General features: G+C 75.9%; 12 protein-coding genes and 1 pseudogene. 4 read left to right on the top strand and 9 right to left on the bottom strand.

Features of this window, described 5'->3' with window-relative positions; all coding sequences use genetic code 11:
* Positions 1-6 precede the first annotated feature (6 nt).
* Together ACWIZO_RS23940 and ACWIZO_RS23935 are read right to left on the bottom strand one after the other, a co-directional pair.
* Positions 7-1,110, bottom strand: coding sequence for a hypothetical protein (locus ACWIZO_RS23940; protein ID WP_448640090.1), 1,104 nt, complete (start codon positions 1,108-1,110; stop codon positions 7-9).
* Positions 1,111-1,221: 111 nt separating this feature from the next.
* Entirely contained in the window at positions 1,222-3,504 is a 2,283-nt protein-coding gene (locus tag ACWIZO_RS23935) for a putative bifunctional diguanylate cyclase/phosphodiesterase (RefSeq protein ID WP_448640089.1), read from the bottom strand.
* Between the two features lie 268 nt (positions 3,505-3,772).
* Here ACWIZO_RS23935 and leuS point away from each other — a divergent pair, with 268 nt between their 5' ends.
* Positions 3,773-6,673, top strand: coding sequence for a leucine--tRNA ligase (gene leuS, locus ACWIZO_RS23930; protein WP_448640088.1), 2,901 nt, complete (start codon positions 3,773-3,775; stop codon positions 6,671-6,673).
* A 104-nt stretch (positions 6,674-6,777) separates the two neighbouring features.
* Here the strand turns inward: leuS and lipB are convergent, their stop codons facing one another.
* The 3 genes from lipB to ACWIZO_RS23915 form a co-directional block, all read right to left on the bottom strand.
* Positions 6,778-7,437 (bottom strand): lipoyl(octanoyl) transferase LipB, encoded by a 660-nt coding sequence (gene lipB, locus ACWIZO_RS23925; RefSeq protein WP_448640087.1) that lies wholly within the window; start codon positions 7,435-7,437, stop codon positions 6,778-6,780.
* A gap of 121 nt (positions 7,438-7,558) precedes the next feature.
* A complete protein-coding gene (locus ACWIZO_RS23920) occupies positions 7,559-8,293 on the bottom strand; it encodes a Type 1 glutamine amidotransferase-like domain-containing protein (protein ID WP_448640086.1) in 735 nt (244 codons plus the stop codon).
* Complete coding sequence (locus ACWIZO_RS23915) at positions 8,293-9,555, bottom strand: FAD-dependent oxidoreductase (RefSeq protein WP_448640085.1); 1,263 nt, start codon at positions 9,553-9,555, stop codon at positions 8,293-8,295. Before ACWIZO_RS23915 ends, ACWIZO_RS23920 begins: the two co-directional genes overlap by 1 nt.
* 270 nt (positions 9,556-9,825) lie before the next feature.
* Between ACWIZO_RS23915 and ACWIZO_RS23910 the strand changes: the two are divergent.
* A pseudogene (locus tag ACWIZO_RS23910) lies at positions 9,826-10,443 on the top strand (protein kinase domain-containing protein); the annotation flags it as partial.
* Between the two features lie 341 nt (positions 10,444-10,784).
* A complete protein-coding gene (locus ACWIZO_RS23905) occupies positions 10,785-11,426 on the top strand; it encodes a hypothetical protein (protein ID WP_448643015.1) in 642 nt (213 codons plus the stop codon).
* Between the two features lie 9 nt (positions 11,427-11,435).
* Here the strand turns inward: ACWIZO_RS23905 and ACWIZO_RS23900 are convergent, their stop codons facing one another.
* From ACWIZO_RS23900 to ACWIZO_RS23885, 4 genes are all read right to left on the bottom strand, one after another.
* Positions 11,436-12,347: a TIGR01777 family oxidoreductase gene (locus tag ACWIZO_RS23900; protein ID WP_448640084.1), complete on the bottom strand. Its 912-nt coding sequence runs from the start codon at positions 12,345-12,347 to the stop codon at positions 11,436-11,438.
* Between the two features lie 72 nt (positions 12,348-12,419).
* Positions 12,420-14,345, bottom strand: a complete 1,926-nt coding sequence (gene sucB / locus ACWIZO_RS23895) for a 2-oxoglutarate dehydrogenase, E2 component, dihydrolipoamide succinyltransferase (protein ID WP_448640083.1) — start codon at positions 14,343-14,345, stop codon at positions 12,420-12,422.
* A gap of 51 nt (positions 14,346-14,396) precedes the next feature.
* Complete coding sequence (lpdA, locus tag ACWIZO_RS23890) at positions 14,397-15,776, bottom strand: dihydrolipoyl dehydrogenase (RefSeq protein WP_448640082.1); 1,380 nt, start codon at positions 15,774-15,776, stop codon at positions 14,397-14,399.
* A gap of 156 nt (positions 15,777-15,932) precedes the next feature.
* The gene (locus ACWIZO_RS23885; protein ID WP_448640081.1) at positions 15,933-17,444 is read right to left on the bottom strand and encodes a leucyl aminopeptidase; all 1,512 of its coding nucleotides are present in this window, start codon (positions 17,442-17,444) and stop codon (positions 15,933-15,935) included.
* Positions 17,445-17,573: 129 nt separating this feature from the next.
* Here ACWIZO_RS23885 and gcvT point away from each other — a divergent pair, with 129 nt between their 5' ends.
* A complete protein-coding gene (gcvT, locus tag ACWIZO_RS23880) occupies positions 17,574-18,683 on the top strand; it encodes a glycine cleavage system aminomethyltransferase GcvT (RefSeq protein ID WP_448640080.1) in 1,110 nt (369 codons plus the stop codon).
* The last annotated feature ends 22 nt before the right edge of the window (positions 18,684-18,705 follow it).

The following is an 18,705-nucleotide window of genomic DNA, read 5'->3' as shown; positions in this document are numbered from 1 at the left end:
ACGACCTCAGGCCTGGCCGGCCGCGGGGCCGGCGGTCGGGCCCTCCTGCGCGTTGCCGCCACTGGTGAACGGCTCGGGTGCGGTCTGCGTGGGGTCGGTCTCGCCGGCGCCGGCGTCACCGGCGACGTTCTGGGCGTCGCGGATGCCCATGTCGGACTCGGCGGGTGCCGAGTCGCCGGCGACGAACTGCGCGTCGGAGACGGTCTTGCCGGACTGGTCGTTGCTCGGGGAGCTGGGCACGGGGTCCTCTCGGTAGCTGGGCACGGGCCCGTCACCGGCCGGGGCCGGCGTCCACGGGTCCTCCCTCTTCCGGCGCATGAGCACCGTCGCCGCGGCGAGGGCGGCGACGATCGCCACCAGCCACGGCCAGCGGCGCGGCTCGGGCTCGACGTGGGCCCGGCGCCGGACGGTCCTGGTGGTCCGTGCCGCCTCCCTACCCAGCCGGGCCTGCTGCCGCACCACCATCTCGCGGACGTCGGCGGTGGCCTTCGCCGTGCCCGCCGCGAGCTCGGCGCGGCGCCGCCCCAGCTGGATCAGCGCCGTCCCGACGCCGGCGGCCAGGGAGCCGCGGGCGTCGGCCAGCGCGGGCCCGACCGCCTCGCGGGCGGCGAGCACGCGGGGGGCGACCTCGTCGGCCAGTGCCCGGCGCGTGGCGGCCTGGACGGCCGTCACGTGCGGCGCCAGGTCGGCGGCGGTCCTGGCGGCCGCGGCACCGGCGGCGGCCAGCGTCGAGCTGAGGGCCGGGCCGGCCGCCTCGCGGGCGGCCTCCAGGCGCGGGGTCAGCACCTCGACGGCGGTGTCGACCCGCTCCCGGGCGAGCTCCAGCACCGGGCCGGCCGCGTCCCAGGCGGCCTCGACCCGCGGGGTCAGCGCCTCGCGGGCGGCCTCGACGGCCGGGGCGGCGACGGCGACGGCGGCGGCCACCTTCGGGGCGACCACCTCGCGGGCGGACTCCAGCACCGGGCCGGCCACGTCCCAGGCGGCCTCGACGCGTGGTGCGAGCTGCTCCGCGGCGGCCAGGCCGGCCTCGGTGACGGCGACGCCGAGGTGGCTGAGCCCCTCCTGGAGCTCGGCCCCGATGACCTCGCTTCGGGACTGTGTGCGGAACACGGGATGCACCTCCGGGTTGATCGACGCGAGCCATCCTGCCCGGTCCCGCCGACCGGCACACCCCCGGGGACGGCGTCCGGCGCCGCCCGCGAGTGGTCGCGCGGTGCCGCGTCAGACGGCCGGCTGCACCTGCTCGCTGCGCTCGCCGGCCAGCCAGCGCAGGAAGGCCGCCAGCGGCATGGGCCGGGCGATGGCGTACCCCTGGGCGACGTCGCAGCCGAGGTCGGCCAGCCGACGGCCGGTGGCGAGGTCCTCCACCCCCTCGGCGACCAGGCTCAGGCCCAGGTCGTGGGCCAGGGCCGCCGTGTGCCGCACGATCGCCGCGGCGCGCTCGTCGGTGTCGACGTCGGCGGTGAGGCTGCGGTCGAGCTTGAGCTCGTCGGCGGGCAGGTGGCGCAGGTAGGCCAGCGAGCTGTAGCCGGTGCCGTAGTCGTCGATCGACGTCCGCACGCCCAGCCGGCGCAGCTGGCCGAGCACCGTCCGGCCACGCTCGGGGTCGGACATGAGGGTGTCCTCGACCAGCTCCAGGGTCAGCGCCGCCGGCGGCAGGCCCCGCCGGTCCAGCTCCGCGGCCACCTTCGTCGGCAGGTCGAGGTCGGCGACGTTGGCCGCGGCGAGGTTCACCGAGATCGGCACCCCGTGCTCCTCCCACCACTGCGCCACCGCGTCGAGGGAGCGCTCGAGCACGGCGTCGGTCAGCGGGCGCAGCAGCCCGGCCTGCTCGGCGGCCGGCAGCACGACGGCGGGGCTCAGCAGCCCGCGGGTGGGGTGATTCCAGCGCACCAGCGCCTCGCAGCCGACCACCCGGCCGTCGTCCATCGCCACCTGCGGCTGCAGGTGGACGTCGAGCTCGCCCTCGGTCAGGGCGGTGCGCAGCTCCTCCATCGTCCGCAGCCGGTCCACGGAGCCGCTGCCCGGGTCGGGGACGTACACCTGCACGCCGCTGCGCTCGGTCTTGGCCGCGTACATGGCCACGTCGGCGCAGCGCAGCAGCTCCTGCACGTCGTCGGCGGGGATCGGGGCGGTCGAGACGCCGATGCTGACGCCGACGTGCAGCCGGATGCCCCCGACGGGGAAGGGCCGGCGCAGCAGGTCCTCGACGACCCCGGCCCGGTCCGCGGCGGTCTCCAGGTCGGTCGCGGGCAGCAGGACGGCGAACTCGTCACCGCCGAGGCGGGCGAGGAGGTCACCGGGCCGCAGCGCCGGAGCCAGCCGCGGGCCGACCTGGCAGAGCAGCTCGTCGCCGGCGCCGTGGCCGAGGCTGTCGTTGACCTCCTTGAAGCCGTCGAGGTCGAGCAGCAGGAGGGCCGCCGGGCGTGCCGTGGTGGCCTCGGCGACGACGACGCGGGCGGCCTCGAGCAGGGCGCGGCGGTTGGGCAGGCCGGTGAGCTCGTCGGTGCGCGCCTCCAGCCGGACCTCGTTGAGGGCCCGCACCTCGCGGAAGGTGAAGGTGGTCCGCGCGACGCCGACCAGGACGCAGCCGATCGCGCACCACGCCGCCCACGGCGACATGGAGTCACCCCAGCCCAGCCCCAGGACGGCGAGGCTGGCCAGGTTGCACACCATGGGGACGGCGAGCACCCGCCAGCCGACCCGGCTCTCGGCCTCGCGCTCGGCCGGGGTGGCGCGGTCGCTGCGGTGGGCCGCCACGCCCATGAGCAGCACGCCGAGCAGCCAGCTGAGGTCCAGCGGCCCGCCCTCGACGTAGTGGCCGGTGGTCGCCAGGTCGAGGTAGACGACGTCGCCGGCCAGGTTGGCGACGATGCCGCCGCCCAGCAGCAGCAGCGCCGGGTCGCGGCGCACTCCCAGGATGGCCGACACGGCCACGAGCAGCGCCAGCAGCACCACGTCGGCGACCGGGTAGGCCAGGTTGGTCACGACCGCGGCGGGGCTGCCCTCGGTCAGCCGCAGCGCCGGCTCCAGCAGGAGGGCGATGGCCACGGCGGTGGCGCCCAGGGCGCCTATCCCGCCGTCGAGCCACATGCTGGCGTGGAAGCGGCCGACCCGGGTCCGGATGAGCCCGACGAGCGCGACGTAGAGCGGCAGGAAGTACGCGATCCAGCAGGCGTCGGCCACCGAGGGGTAGGGCGGCTCGGCCAGGTCCCCGAGGAGGAGCGTCCAGGCGAGGTTGCCGGCGACGGACAGTGCCAGGGCGAGCGCCAGGCACGCCCACGCGAGGCGCTCGGCGCGGTTCCTGCGCGCGGCGAGGACGCACGTCACACCGGCACCGAGGTAGACGGCGTTGTACAGGACCAGGTCGTAGGCCAGCGCCCAGGCCTCGCCGTCGGGGCGGGGCCCGATCCCCGTGGTGAACAGCGCCAGGACCACCCCGGTCAGGACGAGCGTCCACCGGGAGACCCGGCGGCTGCCCACGCGGGGCTGGATCGATCGCACACGCTCTTCCTCGGCGGCCGCGGACCGCGGGTGGAGCGGAGCGGCCGGGGACATCACCCCCGGGGGGCAGACGCCGCCGGAGCGGGAACCGGCACGACCCCGTATCCGCGCGCGTCCCGCGCCGGGCCGGGAGTAGGCTCGCGCGCGTGATCGGGCAGCTGCTCCTTCGCCGGCCGTGCTGATCTGACCCATCGGACCAGCACGGCGACCCCTCCTGCGTGAGGGGTTTTTTTCTGCCCGCCGCACGACCCGCGAGGAGATCCCCACCATGAGCCAGACGGTGAGCCGGCCCACCACCGACCCGGCCGACGAGGGCGTCCCGCCGCACCGCTACACGCCGGCGCTCGCGCAGCGGATCGAGCTGGCGTGGCAGGACCGCTGGGAGCGGGAGGGCACGTTCCACACGCCCAACCCGACCGGTCGGCTGTCGGCGGGCTTCGAGCGGGTCGCCGACCGGCCGAAGTCCTTCATCATGGACATGTTCCCGTACCCCTCGGGTGCGGGCCTGCACGTCGGCCACCCGCTGGGCTACCTGGGCACCGACGTCACCAGTCGGTTCCGCCGCATGGACGGCGACAACGTGCTGCACCCCATGGGCTACGACGCCTTCGGCCTGCCCGCCGAGCAGTACGCCGTCCAGACCGGGCAGCACCCGCGGATCACCACCGAGGCCAACATCGCCGCCATCCGCGCGCAGCTGCGGCGGCTGGGCGTCGACCACGACGAGCGCCGGACCTTCGCCACGATCGACCCCGGCTACTACCGGTGGACCCAGTGGATCTTCCTGAAGATCTTCGGCGCCTGGTTCGACGAGCAGGCCGGTCGCGCCCGCCCCGTCGAGGAGCTGGTCGCCGAGCTGGACGCCGGCACCCGGCAGCCGGCACCGGGCACCAACCCCTCGGGCCGCCCGTGGGCGGAGCTGTCGGCGGTCGAGAAGCGCCAGATCGTGGACGCCCACCGGCTGGCCTACCGGCACGAGGCGCCGGTCAACTGGTGCCCGGGCCTGGGCACCGTGCTGTCCAACGAGGAGGTCACGCCCGACGGCCGGTCCGAGCGCGGCAACTTCCCGGTGTTCCGGCGCCCGCTCAACCAGTGGATGATGCGGATCACCGCCTACGCCGAGCGGCTGCTGGCCGACCTGGACCGGCTGGACTGGTCGGACTCGGTCAAGCAGATGCAGCGCAACTGGATCGGCCGCTCCACCGGTGCGCGCATCCGCTTCCCGGCCGGCTCCGAGACGATCGAGGTCTTCACCACCCGCCCCGACACGCTGTTCGGCGCCACCTACGTGGTGCTGGCGCCCGAGCACCCGCTGGTCGAGGCGCTGACCGCACCCTCCTGGCCGTCCGGCGCCGACCCGCGGTGGACCGGCGGCGCGGCCACCCCGGGCGAGGCGGTGCGCGAGTACCAGCGGCAGGCGTCGCGGCGCTCGGAGCTCGACCGCCAGGACGCCGGCCGCGAGAAGACCGGCGTCTGGCTGGGCGTCACCGCCGTCAACCCGGTCGACGGCCGCGAGCTGCCGGTCTTCATCGCCGACTACGTGCTGACCGGCTACGGCACCGGCGCGATCATGGCGGTACCCGGTGAGGACACCCGCGACTGGGAGTTCGCCGAGGTCTTCGGGCTGCCCGTCGTCCGCACGGTGCAGCCGCCCGAGGACTGGGACGGCGGGGCGTACACCGGCGCCGGCGAGATGATCAACTCGGCGAACGGCGAGGTCTCGCTGAACGGCCTGGACAAGACGGCCGCCATCACGACCATCACCGACTGGCTGGTGGGGCACGGCCACGGCGAGGCGACGACCACCTACAAGCTGCGCGACTGGCTGTTCAGCCGGCAGCGGTACTGGGGCGAGCCGTTCCCGATCGTCTACGCCGCCGACGGGGACGACGCCGGCCTGCCGCGGGCGGTGCCGGAGTCGCTGCTGCCGGTGCTGCTGCCCGAGGTCGACGACTACTCGCCGAAGACCTTCGCCGACGACGACGCCGAGTCCGCGCCCGAACCGCCGCTGTCCCGGGTCACCGAGTGGACGACGGTCGAGCTGGACCTGGGCGACGGCGTGCGGACCTACCGCCGCGAGACCAACACGATGCCCAACTGGGCGGGCTCGTGCTGGTACTACCTGCGCTACCTGGACCCCGGCGACGACGCGCAGATGGTCGACCCGGAGCTGGAGCGCTACTGGCTGGGCCCGCGCTCGCCGGGTGACGTCGGCGGCGTCGACCTCTACGTCGGCGGCATGGAGCACGCGGTGCTGCACCTGCTGTACGCCCGCTTCTGGCACAAGGTGCTGCACGACCTGGGCTACGTCTCCAGCGAGGAGCCCTTCCGCCGGCTGGTCAACCAGGGCTACATCTCCGCCTACGCCTACACCGACGAGCGCGGCTTCTACGTGCCCGCCGCCGACGTGGTCGAGGAGGACGGGCGGTTCCTGTACGAGGGCAGGCCGGTCACCCGCGAGTACGGGAAGATCGGCAAGAGCCTGAAGAACATGGTCACGCCCGACGAGATGATCGGGGCCTACGGCGCCGACACGTTCCGGGTGTACGAGATGTCGACCGGCCCGCTGGAGCAGTCGCGACCGTGGGACACCAAGGCCGTCGTCGGCTCACAGCGGCTGCTGCAGCGCATCTGGCGGGTCGTCGTCGACGAGGAGACCGGTGCGGTGCGGGCCGACGACTCGGCGCCGGACGAGGACACGCTGCGGGCCCTGCACCGGGCCATCGCCGGGGTGCGCGACGGCATGGCGACGCTGCGGTTCAACATCGCCATCGCCCGGGTCACCGAGCTGACCAACGCGCTGACCGCCGCCTACGGCGCCGACTCGCCGGTGCCGCGGTCGGTCGTCGAGCCCCTGGTGCTGATGGTGGCGCCGCTGGCCCCGCACGTCGGCGAGGAGCTGTGGGCGCGGCTGGGGCACGACTCCTCGGTGGCGTGGGCGCCGTTCCCGGTGGCCGACGAGCGGTGGCTGGTCGAGGACACCGTGCAGGTCGCCGTCCAGGTCAACGGCAAGGTGCGCGCGCAGGTGACCGTGCCGGCCGACGCCGACGCCGTGGCCCTGGAGGCGGCGGCCCGGGCCGACGAGAAGGTGGCCGCGCAGCTCGACGGGAGGACCGTGCGGCGCGTGGTCGCCGTCCCGGGGCGGCTGGTCAACTTCGTCGTGGGCTGAGGCCCTCGCCCCGCGTGACCCGGTCCCGGGTCACGCGGGGCGGATGCGGATGATCTCGTGCCGCTCGGTGCCGGGCCCGGTCAGCCGGCGCTGCGCGGCAGCGCTCAGACGGCCGGGGTGAAGCTGAGCACCCGCCGCACCGCCGCCTCCACCGCGTCGACGACCTCGGCGACGGGCACGTCACGCCCCAGCTCGGCCGACAGCGAGGTGACCCCGGCGTCGACGATCCCGCAGGGGACGATCGCGCCGAAGGCCCCCAGGTCGGGGTCGCAGTTGAGCGCGAAGCCGTGCATGGTGACCCCGCGCGCCACCCGGACGCCGATCGCGGCGATCTTGCGCTCGGGGCGGAACCGGCTGCCCGGCCCGGGCGCGTCGGCGGCCACCCAGACCCCGCTGCGGCCCTCGACCTGCTGGGTCGCCACGCCGAGGTCGGCACAGACCGCCATGAGCGCGTCCTCCAGCCGGCGGACGTGCGCGACCACGTCAACCGGGTCGGGCAGCGCCACGATGGGGTAGCCGAGCAGCTGTCCGGGCCCGTGCCAGGTGATCTTGCCGCCGCGGTCGACGTCGATGACCGGTGTGCCGTCGGCCGGCCGCTCGTGCGGCTCGGTGCGCCGGCCGGCGGTGTAGACGGAGGGGTGCTCGAGCAGCAGGAGCGTGTCGGGACCCTCGCCGGCGACCCGGGCGGCGTGGATCTCGCGCTGCCGCGCCCACGCCTCCTCGTAGGGGACGGTGCCGGCCCGGACGACGCGCAGCTCGCTCACGTCCACCAGCGTAGAGAACGGACCCCGTCCTCCCCACTCCTCGCAGGTGCGGTCGCCGGACCCCTGATCCACCGCCCGCAGGTCGGCGGCGGGGCGCCGCAGGGGTCGGGGACGAGGCGGGTCACCGCAGCCGGCGGGGCTCGATCCGGATCTCGACCGCCGCGCCGTCGGGTCCGCGCTCCACCCGGTAGGCGGCCTTGCCGGGCCGGTCGGCGACGGCCTCGACCACGGCGGTGCCGCGGTAGACCAGCCCCACGCCGTCGTCGGTGGCGTGCCCGGCCGGCAGCGTCCCGTCGGCGACCAGCCGGTGGTAGAGCGGGCGGCGCTGCTCCTCGGAGTCGTAGTGCACGCCGTTGGAGGTCGGGATCAGCCCCAGGCCGTTGGTCACCGGCCGCAGATCGGGACCGTAGGAGTCGGTGGTGCCCCCGACGTGCCAGCACAGCGAGCCCGCCGACACCCCGCCGAGCACCACGCCGGCCCGCCAGCACTCCGCGAGCACCTCGTCGAGCCCGTGCACCCGCCAGACCGCCAGCAGGTTGGCCACGCTGCCGCCGCCGACCCAGACGACGTCCTGGGCCAGCAGGTGCGCCCGCACGTCGGCGACGGTCGGCATGGGGAACAGGCTCAGGTGGCTCACCCGCACCGCGCTGCCGGCGAACGCGCCGTAGACGCCGGCCAGCCGGACCGGGTCGTCGCCGGTGGCGGTGCCGAGGTAGCACAGCCGCGGCTGCTCGGGGGCGCCGGCGAGCTCGGCGGCCAGGGCGAACACCGGGCCGGGTGCCCAGTCGTAGGGGCCGCGACCGCGCGAGTCGAAGCCGATGCTGGTGGCCAGGATCGTCGGCGCGGTGGCGGGCATCAGGCGGCTCCTCGGTCCGCGCCGCGGCCGGCCGCGTCGCCCCGCAGCGCGCGCAGGACCGCCGCGGCGGTGCGCCGGCCGCTGGCCATGGCGCCCTGGATGGACGGGGTGTCGCGGTGGTCCCCGCAGACGTACAGGCCGCCACCGAGGTCGACCGGCCGGCGCAGCTGCACGGGCGGCAGCGCGGCCGGCTGCGCCCCGGTGACCGTGACGGTGGTCAGGTGCTGCAGGTCGGCGGCGGCGACGTCGTGCAGCCGGGCCACCTCGTCGCGCACGTCGGCCTCGCGCGTCGTGGCCAGCGAGCTGCTGGCGACCAGCGCCCGCCCGTCGGGGCCGTAGGCGGGCTGGGCGTCGGTCAGCACCACGCTGTTGACCAGCTGCCCGCCGGGCGTGCCCAGGACGATCAGCGGATCGCTCCACGGGCTGGCCGGCAGCACGTGGTAGTGGGTGGTCACCTGCCGCGGGGCGCTCGTTGCGACGGCGGGCACGAGGGCGGCCGCCGTGTCGGGGTCGGTGGCCACGACGACGGCGTCCGCACGCACCACGCCGGCGTCACTGGTGACCGCCGTCCCGGAGACCTCGGCGACCCGCACGCCGTGGTGCAGGCGCTCGGCGCCCACGCGGGCCGCCAGCTGCTCACCGATGGCCTGGATGCCGCGGGCCGGCAGGCCGGTCGCGCCGCGGGCGAAGCTGCGCCACAGCAGGTCGAGGTAGCGGCTCGAGGTCTCCAGCCGGTCCTCCAGCAGGACGCCGGCGAGGAAGGGCCCGAAGAACCGCTCGAGTGCCGTCGCACCCACACCGGCCCGGGTCAGGTGCTCGGCGGCGCTGGTCTCGGGTGCCGAGAGCAACCGGGGCACGGGGGCGAAGGCAGCCCGGGCCGAGTACGCGGCGATGGCCAGCGTGCGGGGCAGCGGGCCCAGCGGGGCGCGCAGCGTGTCGAGGGCGGCGGACGGCCGGCGGCGGGGGTCGACCACCCGGTGTGCGCGGCCCTCCGCCCGGACGACCGCACCCGGGGTGAAGTACCCGAGGTCGAGGGCCCCGAGGTCGAGGTCGGCCGCGCGGGGATAGCCGGTGTTGAAGACCTGGAACCCGCGGTCGACGACGAAGCCGTCGACCCGCTCGGTGGCCAGCCGGCCGCCGGCGTGCGCCCCGGCCTCCAGGACGTGGACGTCGCGCCCGGCGGCGACCAGACGGGTGGCCACGGACAGGCCCGCGAGCCCCGCGCCCACGACGACGACCTCGGCACGGGCGGGCAGCGGCATGGCCCGAACCTAGGCCGGATCCGGCCGGCCCACCCGTCCGGGGCGGCCTTGTGGACGTGCCGGTCACCTGTGGACAGCCGGAGCGGCCGGGCCGCCGCGCGCCCTACCGTGCCGGCTGTGCCTGCCTCCCGGGACCCCGACGCATCCGCCGCCGACCGCGCCGACGAGGGGGCCGACGACCGGGCCGCCGGCCCGGTGCCGCCGCTCGTCCCCGGCTACCGGCTCGACCGCCTGCTCGGCCGTGGCGGATCGGGGGAGGTGTGGCGGGCGATGCCGCGGGCGGGTGGGGCGGCCGTGGCGGTCAAGGTCCTCGTCGCCGGCGACGCCGAGCGCCAGGCCCGTGAGGCGGCGCTGCTCGGCGCACTCGACCACCCGCACCTGGTCCGGCTGCACGAGGTGGTGCACCAACCGCGCCGTGGGGGTCCGGCCCGCGTCGCGCTGGTCCTCGACCTGCTCGAGGGAGGCAGCCTGGCGGCGCTGCTGGCGCGGCGGGGCCGGCTGCGCCCGGGGGAGGTGGTGACGGCCGTGGCGCCGGTGGCGGCCGCGCTGGCCTGCGCCCACGAGCAGGGCGTCGTCCACGGGGACCTCTCCCCGGGGAACGTCGTCTTCACCGCCGAGGGCCGCCCGGTGCTCACCGACCTCGGGGTGGCCCGGGTGCTGGGGGAGGACGCGGCCGGGGAGGTGACCCCCGCCTACGTCGATCCGGCCGTGGCGGGGGGAGCGGCACCCGGTCCGGCGTCGGACGTCTTCGGGGTCGCTGCCGCGGCCTTCCACGCGCTCACCGGGGTGCCGCCCTGGAACGCGGCCACGCCGGCCGACACGGTCGCCGTCGCGGCGGAGGGCGAGCTGCCCGACCTGGCCGAGCTGGCTCCCGACGCCCCGCCGGCGCTGCTCGAGGTGGTCACCCGCGGCCTGTCGAGGGACCCGCATGACCGCGGCTCGGCGGCGGCCTTCGCCCTCGACCTGCGGCACGCCTGCCGTCCCGAACCGGTGCGGCTGCCTGTGGCCGGCGTGTCCGACGCCGACCTGGCCCGCACCGGCCGGGGTCCGCACACCGAGCTGACCCACCAGGTGCCCGGCCGGCACCGGCGCCCGGAGCCACGGGAGGTCCGGCCGGCCCGGCGGACGCCGTGGCCACGCACCCGCCCGACCGGGTCGTCCGCGCGGCGGGCCGCGGCGGTGGTCGGCCTGGCGGCCCTCGTCGTCGGTGCGATCTGGCTCGGGCTGGTGTGGAGCCGGTCGGGGCCTGCGGTGGGGGCGTCGACCGCGGCGGCGGAGGCGCCGCTGATCGCGCCGACGTCCTCACCCGTGCCCGCACCCGCCACCTCCCCGAGCGGATCCGCACCGTCACCGGACGCCTCACCGTCGCCGGGTGCCTCACCGCGGTCGATCCCGATCTCGCCGGGGAGCTGGGGGCGGCGCCGACTGCGCCGCCGTCGGCGCCGGGGACCATCGCGCCCGAGCCCGCGCCCGAGACCGACTGGGAGGCGGTCCTCACCGGCCTGTACGACCGTCGGGCCGAGGCGTTCACCACCGGTTCGGCTCCGGCGCTGGAGGAGGTCTACGCCCCCGACAGCCCCCTCCTCGCGGCCGACCGGACGTACCTGGAGGACCTCACGGCGGCCGGGGAGGTGCTGCGCGGGTTCCGTCCCGCGGTGGTGGAGGTCGGCGTCACCGCCGGTCCCACCGAGGACGGCCGGGTCACGGTGCGGCTGGTCGACGACTGGCCGGACTACGCCGTGGCCGCCGCGGCGGATCCCGACGGGCCGGCGCGCCGCACCGAGGCCGGCCGCGGGGAGGTCGCCGTCGCGGTGACGCTGGTGCGGACGTCGGCGGGCTGGCGGATCGAGTCGGCCGGGCGGCTGGCGTGAGGTCCGGCGTCAGCGCCGGGCGAGGGCCGCGTCCAGTGCCGCAGGCAGGTCGGCGTGCGTGAACCGGTAGCCGGCGGCCTGCAACCTGGCCGGTACGGCGCGCTGACCGGCGAGGACGCTGGAACGCCCGAACTCGCCGAGCGCGAGCCTGATGGCGATGCCGGGCACCGGGAACACCGCAGGGCGGTGCACGGCCGCAGCGAGGTCGCGGACGAACTCGGCGTTGGGCACCGGCTCCGGTCCGGTGAGGTTCACCGGGCCGGAGACATGGTCAGCGGTGAGCAGAAAGCGGATGGCCCCGATCTCGTCGGCCAGGCTGATCCACGGCCAGAACTGCCGGCCCGAGCCCATCCGGCCGCCCAGCCCGGCGCGGAACACCGTGCCGAGCACCTTGACGAGCATCGCGCCGCGGTCGATGACCAGCCCGGTGCGCAAGGTGGCCACGCGCACGCCGGCGTCCGCCGCGGGCCCCGTGGCCCCCTCCCACTGCACGCACACGCGCGCGAGGAAGTCCTCCCCCGGTGGCGCCTGCTCGTCCACGACCCGGTCCCCGGTGTCGCCGTAGTAGCCGACCGCCGAGGCCGACAGGAGGACGCGTGGGCGCCCGGGCTCCTCGGCGACCGCGGTCGCCAGCGCCTCGCTCACGGTCCTGGTGCTGTCGGTGCGACTGGTGAGCACGGCCTGCCGGTAGGCCGCGGTGAACGGACGCGGCCGGATGGGGGTGCCGGCGAGGTTGACCACGGCGTCGACGTCCCGCAGCAGCGCCGGGTCGATCCGCCGGTGCTGGGGGTCCCAGCGGTGCTCGTCGGCGGTGCGGGGCGTGCGGCGGACGAGCCGGAGCACCTCGTGCCCGTCGGCCCGCAGCGCCGGGAGCAGCGCCGACCCGATCAGGCCGGAGGCTCCCGTGACCGCGATCTTCATGACCCTCCCCGTCCCCCGTCGACACCGCGCGGTCGGGCCCCGGCGCGCACGCCGGGGCCCGACCGGGTGGGATCAGGCGAGGCCGAGATCACCCTCAAACTGACCGGCCTCCAGCCGCTCCCGGACCGTGGTGAGGAAGCGGGCGGCATCGGCGCCGTCGACGATCCGGTGGTCGTAGCTGAGGGCCAGGTAGACCATCGACCGGACCGCGATGACCTCACCGAGGTCGGGGTCCTGCACGACGACCGGGCGCTTGACCACCGACCCGGTGCCGAGGATCGCCACCTGCGGCTGGTTGATGATCGGGGTGTCGAACAGCGCGCCCCGGCTGCCGGTGTTGGTCAGCGTGAAGGTGCCGCCACCGAGCTCGTCCGGGGTGACCTTGTTGATGCGGGTCCGCTCGGCGAGGTCGGCGATCTTCCGGGCGAGGCCGGCGATGTTCAGGTCACCGGCGCCGTGGATGACCGGGACCAGCAGGCCCCGATCGGTGTCGACGGCGACGCCGAGGTTCTCGGCGTCGTGGTAGGTGACCGTGCCGGCCTCCATGTCGACGGAGGAGTTCACGGCCGGGTGGGCCTTGAGCGCCTCGACCGCCGCCTTGGCGAAGAACGGCAGGAACGACAGCTTGACGCCCTCGCGGGCCTGGAAGTCGCGCTTGGCGCGGTCGCGGAGCTTGGCGATCCGGGTGATGTCGACCTCGACCACCGTGGTCAGCTGCGCACTGACCGCCAGCGACTCGACCATGCGCTGGGCGATGACCTTGCGCAGGCGGGACATCTTCTCCGTGCGGCCGCGCAGCGACGTGTCCTGCTGCGCCGCGGGGGACGGCGTGGCCGGACGGCCGGCGGCGGCCGGAGCGGGTGCCGGGGCCGGCGCGGCAGCCGGGGCCTCGGCGGGAGCGGCGGCCTGCTCGGCGGCGGTCAGCACGTCCTGCTTGCGGATCCGCCCGCCGACCCCGGTACCGGTGACCGAGGCCAGGTCCACGCCGTGCTCGGCGGCCAGGCGGCGCACCAGCGGGGTGACGTAGGTGCCGGCGCCGTCGGCCGGAGCGGGCGCCGAGGCAGCCGGGGCCGGGGCGGGAGCGGACGCAGCCGGCGCGGGGGAGGGCTGGGTCGGCGGGCTCTGCTGCTGCTCGGCGACGGTCTCGGCGGCACCGGAGCCGTAGTCGGCACCGGCGGGCACCGACGGCGGGGGACCGGGCGGCGCGGGAGCCGGGGGCTCCTGCCGGGCCGCGGGCGCGTCCTGCGCGACGGGCGTCTCCTGCGCAGCCGGGGCCGGAGCGGCCGGAGCCGGAGCGGCCTGGGCCTGGGCGTCGCCGCCGGCGGTGCCGCTGCCGATCACGGCCAGCTCCGCGCCGACGTCGACCGTCTCGTCCTCGTTGACGCTGATCGACAGCAGGGTGCCCGACACCGGCGCGGGGATCTCGGTGTCGACCTTGTCGGTCGAGACCTCGAGCAGCGGCTCGTCGGCCGTCACCTCGTCACCAACGGCCTTCAGCCAGCGGGTGACCGTGCCCTCGGTGACGCTCTCGCCGAGCGCCGGCATGGTGACCGGCGTCCCCTCACCGCCACCGCCACCGCCACCGTCGCCCCCGGAACCGCCGCCTCCGGAGCCGCTGTCGGCCGCGGCCGGTGCCGGCGGTGCGGGCTGCTGCTCCTGCTGCGGTGCCGGACCGGCGTCGTCGACCTGCTGGGCCGGGGTCTGCGGCGTGGTGTCCGCGTCCTCGGCGGACGCGGGGCCGCCTCCGCCGTCCCCGTCCCCGTCCCCGCCGATGACGGCGAGCTCGGCGCCGACCTCGACCGTCTCGTCCTCCGCCACGAGGATCCTGCTGAGGACGCCGGCGGCGGGCGAGGGGATCTCGGTGTCGACCTTGTCGGTCGAGACCTCGAGGAGGGGCTCGTCCACCTCGACCTGCTCACCCTCCTGCTTGAGCCATCGGGTGACCGTGCCCTCGGTGACGCTCTCGCCCAGGGCGGGCATGGTGACGGAGGTCGGCATCGGGGCGGGGCTCCTTCGTGGTGGCGCGGGTGGGGGGCAGGGGGTGCTTCGTCAGCTGTGTGCGTGCAGCGGCTTGCCGGCGAGGGCTAGGTGCGCCTCGCCGATGGCCTCGCTCTGCGTCGGGTGCGGGTGGATGAGCGCGGCCACCTCGTCGGGCAGGGCCTCCCAGTTGAAGATCAGCTGCGCCTCGGCCACGAGCTCGCCGACGCGGCTGCCGACCATGTGCACGCCGATGACCGGACCGTCCTTCTGGCGGATGAGCTTCACCGCGCCCTGGGTCTTGAGGATCTGGCTGCGGCCGTTGCCACCGAGGTCGTAGACGAGGGTCTCGACGTCGCCGTACTTCTCCCGGGCCTGCTCCTCGGTGAGGCCCACGGAGGCGACCTCGGGCTCGGAGTAGGTGACGCGCGGGACACCGGCGTAGTCGATCGGCACGACCGGCAGGCCGGCCAGGCGCTCGGCGACGAGGATGCCCTCGCCGAAGCCCACGTGCGCCAGCTGCAGGGTGGGGATGAGGTCGCCGACGGCGGAGATGGTCGGCACGTTGGTCCGGCAGTACTCGTCGACCAGCACGTAGCCGCGGTCCATGGCCACGCCGGCCTCCTCGTAGCCCAGGCCCTGGCTGACCGGTCCACGGCCGACGGCCACGAGGACGATCTCGGCCTCGAAGTCCTTGCCGTTCTGCAGGCTGACCTTGACGCCGTTCTCGGTCGGGGCGACGCCGGACACCAGGTTCCCGAGCTCGAAGTTGATCTTCCGGCGGCGGAACGCGCGCTCCAGGAGCTTGGAGGAGCTCTCGTCCTCCAGGGGCACGAGGTGCTTGAGGCCCTCGATGATGGTGACGTCGACGCCGAAGGATTTCCAGGCGCTGGCGAACTCGCAGCCGATGACGCCGCCGCCCAGGATGATCGCCGACGTCGGGACGCGGTCGAGCTTGAGCGCCTGCTCGCTGTCGATGACGCGGACACCGTCGAGCTCGACGCCCGGGATGCTGCGGGAGTAGGACCCGGTGGCCAGCAGGACGTGGCGGCCCTCGTAGGTCTGCCCGTTGACGGCGACGGCGGTGGGGGAGACCAGCCGGCCCCCGCCCTCGACGTAGGTGATCTTGCGGCTCTTGATCAGGCCCTGCAGGCCCTTGTAGAGCCGGGAGACGACGCCGTCCTTGTAGGCGTTGACGCCGTCCATGTCGATGCCGGCCAGGCTGGTCTTGACGCCGAACTGCTCGCCCTCGCGGGCCTGGTCGGCGATCTCGCCGCTGTGCAGCAGCGCCTTGGTGGGGATGCAGCCGCGGTGCAGGCAGGTGCCGCCGACCTTGTCCTTCTCGATCAGGACGACCGACAGGCCCAGCTCGGCTGCCCGCAGCGCGGCGGCGTAGCCACCCGAGCCACCACCGAGGATGACCAGGTCGGCGGGGGAGGTGGGTGCGCTCACGACGTGCTCCTCGATGCTCTCGGCCTGCCCCGCCCGTGCGGGCGGGGGATGGTCCGCGACCATCCTGCCACTGTCCGGAACCGCAGGCCGAGGGCGCCGACCCGCCGGCCTCGCGCGCACCGCCGGCGGCGGCCGGTGCGGCCCGTCCGGATCGCGTCAGCGGGCGAGCAGGTCCTCGATCGTGGCGAGCAGGGTGCGCACCGGCACACCGGTGCCGCCCTTGGGCGTGTAGCCCCACGGGGCGCCGGTGTTGTAGCTCGGGCCGGCGATGTCGACGTGCGCCCAGGGCAGCCCGTCCGGCACGAACTCGGCCAGGAAGTGCGCCCCGACGAGCATGCCGCCCATCCGGTCGGCGTTGGCGTTGACGAAGTCGGCGATCGGGGAGTCGATGCCCCGGCGCAGCTCCTCGGGCATCGGCATGGCCCACATCGGCTCGCCGCTGCGCCGGCTGGCGGCCACGACGGCGTCGCGCAGGTCGTCGCTGCCCATGACGCCCGCGGTCCGCGACCCGAGCGCGACCAGCTGCGCGCCGGTCAGCGTGGACGTCTCGAGCAGCACGTCGGGGGAGTCCTCGGCGGCGCGGGCGATGGCGTCGGCCAGGACCACGCGGCCCTCGGCGTCGGTGTTGGTGATCTCGGCCTTCTTGCCGTTGCGGAAGGTCACCACGTCCGCCGGGCGGTAGGCGGTGCCGCTGGGCAGGTTCTCGGCGATCGGGACCGTCGCGGTCACCTCGACCGGCAGCCCCAGCTGCGCGACGAGGCACACGGTGGCGATGACCGCCGCCGCGCCGGCCATGTCGCTGGTCATGTGGTGCATGTTCTGTGCCGGCTTGATCGACAGGCCGCCGCTGTCGAAGGTGATGCCCTTGCCGACGAGCGCGACCTTCTTGCGCGCCCGCTTACCGCTGTAGGTGAGGCGCAGCAGCCGCGGACCGCGGGCCGAGCCGCTGCCCACCGCCAGGACGCCGCCGTAGCCGCCGGCGGCCAGGGCCTCCTCGTCGAGGACCTCCACCGACAGGCCGGCCGCCTTGCCCGCGGCCGCTCCGCGGGCGGCCAGTTCGGCGGGGTACAGGTCGTTGGGCGGGGTGTTGACCAGGTCGCGGACGAGCGTGACGGCGTCGGCCACCGCGCGGACGCGGGCCAGCGGCGCCTTGGCGGTGCCGGCGTCGGGGACGACGACGGTGAACTCCCGCGGCGGGGTGGGCCGGTCGCCGGGCAGGTCGGACTTGTAGGCGGTGAACTCGTAGGCGCCCAGCAGCGCGCCCTCGCCGACGGCGTGCAGCCGCTCGGCGTCCGGGGTGCCGCCCACGGCGGCGAGCAGCGTGACGACCGAGCTCCGTCCCGACAGCGCGCGGCTGGCGGCACCGGCGGCGCGGCGCACGGCCTCCGCCGAGTACCCGCCGGTCGGCTCCGGCGCGCCGAGCCCCACGGCCGCGACGACGGGGAAGGGGCCCTGGCCGAGGGTGGACACCCGGGTGACCTCGTCCTGCCCGCCGCGGGCGCCGAGGTCGGCGAGGGCGGGCAGCAGGCGACCGCCCAGCAGCCGGTCGACGGCCTCTGCGCCCGGCGTGGGCAGCAGGGCGGAGGCGCCCTTGCCGACGCCGACGACCACGGCGTCGGCGGGGGTCTTCTCGAGCGGGCGGTCGGTGGCGGTGATCGTCGGCGGCACCGCTCGATCCTAGGGAGTCGGAGGACCGGGTCCTGTTCACCCCTCGCGAGCCCGCGGTGGGGCTCGCGAGGGGTCGGCGCGGGTCCCTGCACGGGGCCGTGCCAGCACGTCGCCGGATAGCGTGCGGGAGTGAGCCCGCGGATCTCCCCCCTGCACGAACGGCACGTCGCGGCCGGCGCCAAGCTGGCCGACTTCGGCGGCTGGTCGATGCCCATCGAGTACGCCGGGGGAGGGGTGCTGGCCGAGCACGCCGCGGTGCGCGAGGCCGTGGGCCTGTTCGACGTCTCGCACCTGGGCACCGGCACCGTCCGCGGTCCGGGCGCCGCCGCGCTGGTCGACGCCTGCCTGACCAACGACCTCGCGCGGATCCGGCCGGGGCAGGCGCAGTACACGCTGTGCTGCGTCCCCGACGGGGAGGCCGACGCCGGGGGCGTGGTCGACGACCTGATCGTCTACCTGCACGGTCCCGACGACGTCCTGCTCGTCCCCAACGCCGCCAACGCCCAGGAGGTGCTCGCCCGGCTGGCCGCCGCGGCCCCGGCCGGGGTCGAGGTGACCGACCGGCACGAGGAGGTGGCCGTCCTGGCGCTGCAGGGCCCGCGCTCGGCCGCCGTCCTCTCCGCCGCCGGACTGGTCGCCGACCTGCCCTACATGGCCTTCGCCGGCGGGGAGGGCCGGGAGGTGACCGTCTGCCGGACCGGCTACACCGGCGAGCACGGCTACGAGCTGCTGGTCGCCGCCGACCGGGCGGGCGAGCTGTGGGACCGGCTGCTGGAGGCCGGCACGGCCGAGGGCATCCGCCCGTGCGGCCTCGGGGCGAGGGACACCCTGCGCACGGAGATGGGCTACCCGCTGCACGGGCACGAGCTGTCGCGGTCGATCACGCCGAACCAGGCGCGCAGCGGCTGGGCCGTCGGCTGGGGCAAGCCGGCGTTCTGGGGCCGGGAGGCCCTGCTCGCCGAACGGGGAGCCGGCCCGGCCCGGCTGCTGTGGGGGCTGCGGGCGCCCGGCCGGGGCATCCCGCGCCCGGGGATGGCGGTGGTGGACGGCGACGGCGCGCGGGTCGGCGAGGTCACCAGCGGCACGTTCTCCCCGACCCTGCGCACCGGCATCGCGCTGGCGCTGCTCGACACCGCGGCGGGGGTGGCCGAGGGGACCGCGCTCGCCGTCGACGTCCGCGGCCGTCCGCAGCCGGTCGAGATCGTGCGCCCGCCGTTCGTCCCCTCGCACGTGCGCTGAACCCGCCCCGGACCGGCGGAGG

Source organism: Geodermatophilus sp. URMC 63 (assembly GCF_053502565.1).
Note: the sequence above shows the minus strand (reverse complement) of the source record. Positions and strands in the feature narration are given on the sequence as shown.

Bases quoted from the DNA above. Each gene is read 5' to 3' on its own strand.
- ACWIZO_RS23920 (WP_448640086.1), bottom strand. From the start codon at position 8,293: ATGCCCGCCACCGCGCCGACGATCCTGGCCACCAGCATCGGCTTCGAC.
- ACWIZO_RS23900 (WP_448640084.1), bottom strand. From the start codon at position 12,347: ATGAAGATCGCGGTCACGGGAGCCTCCGGCCTGATCGGGTCGGCGCTG.
- sucB (WP_448640083.1), bottom strand. From the start codon at position 14,345: ATGCCGACCTCCGTCACCATGCCCGCCCTGGGCGAGAGCGTCACCGAG.
- leuS (WP_448640088.1), top strand. From the start codon at position 3,773: ATGAGCCAGACGGTGAGCCGGCCCACCACCGACCCGGCCGACGAGGGC.
- ACWIZO_RS23915 (WP_448640085.1), bottom strand. From the start codon at position 9,555: ATGCCGCTGCCCGCCCGTGCCGAGGTCGTCGTCGTGGGCGCGGGGCTC.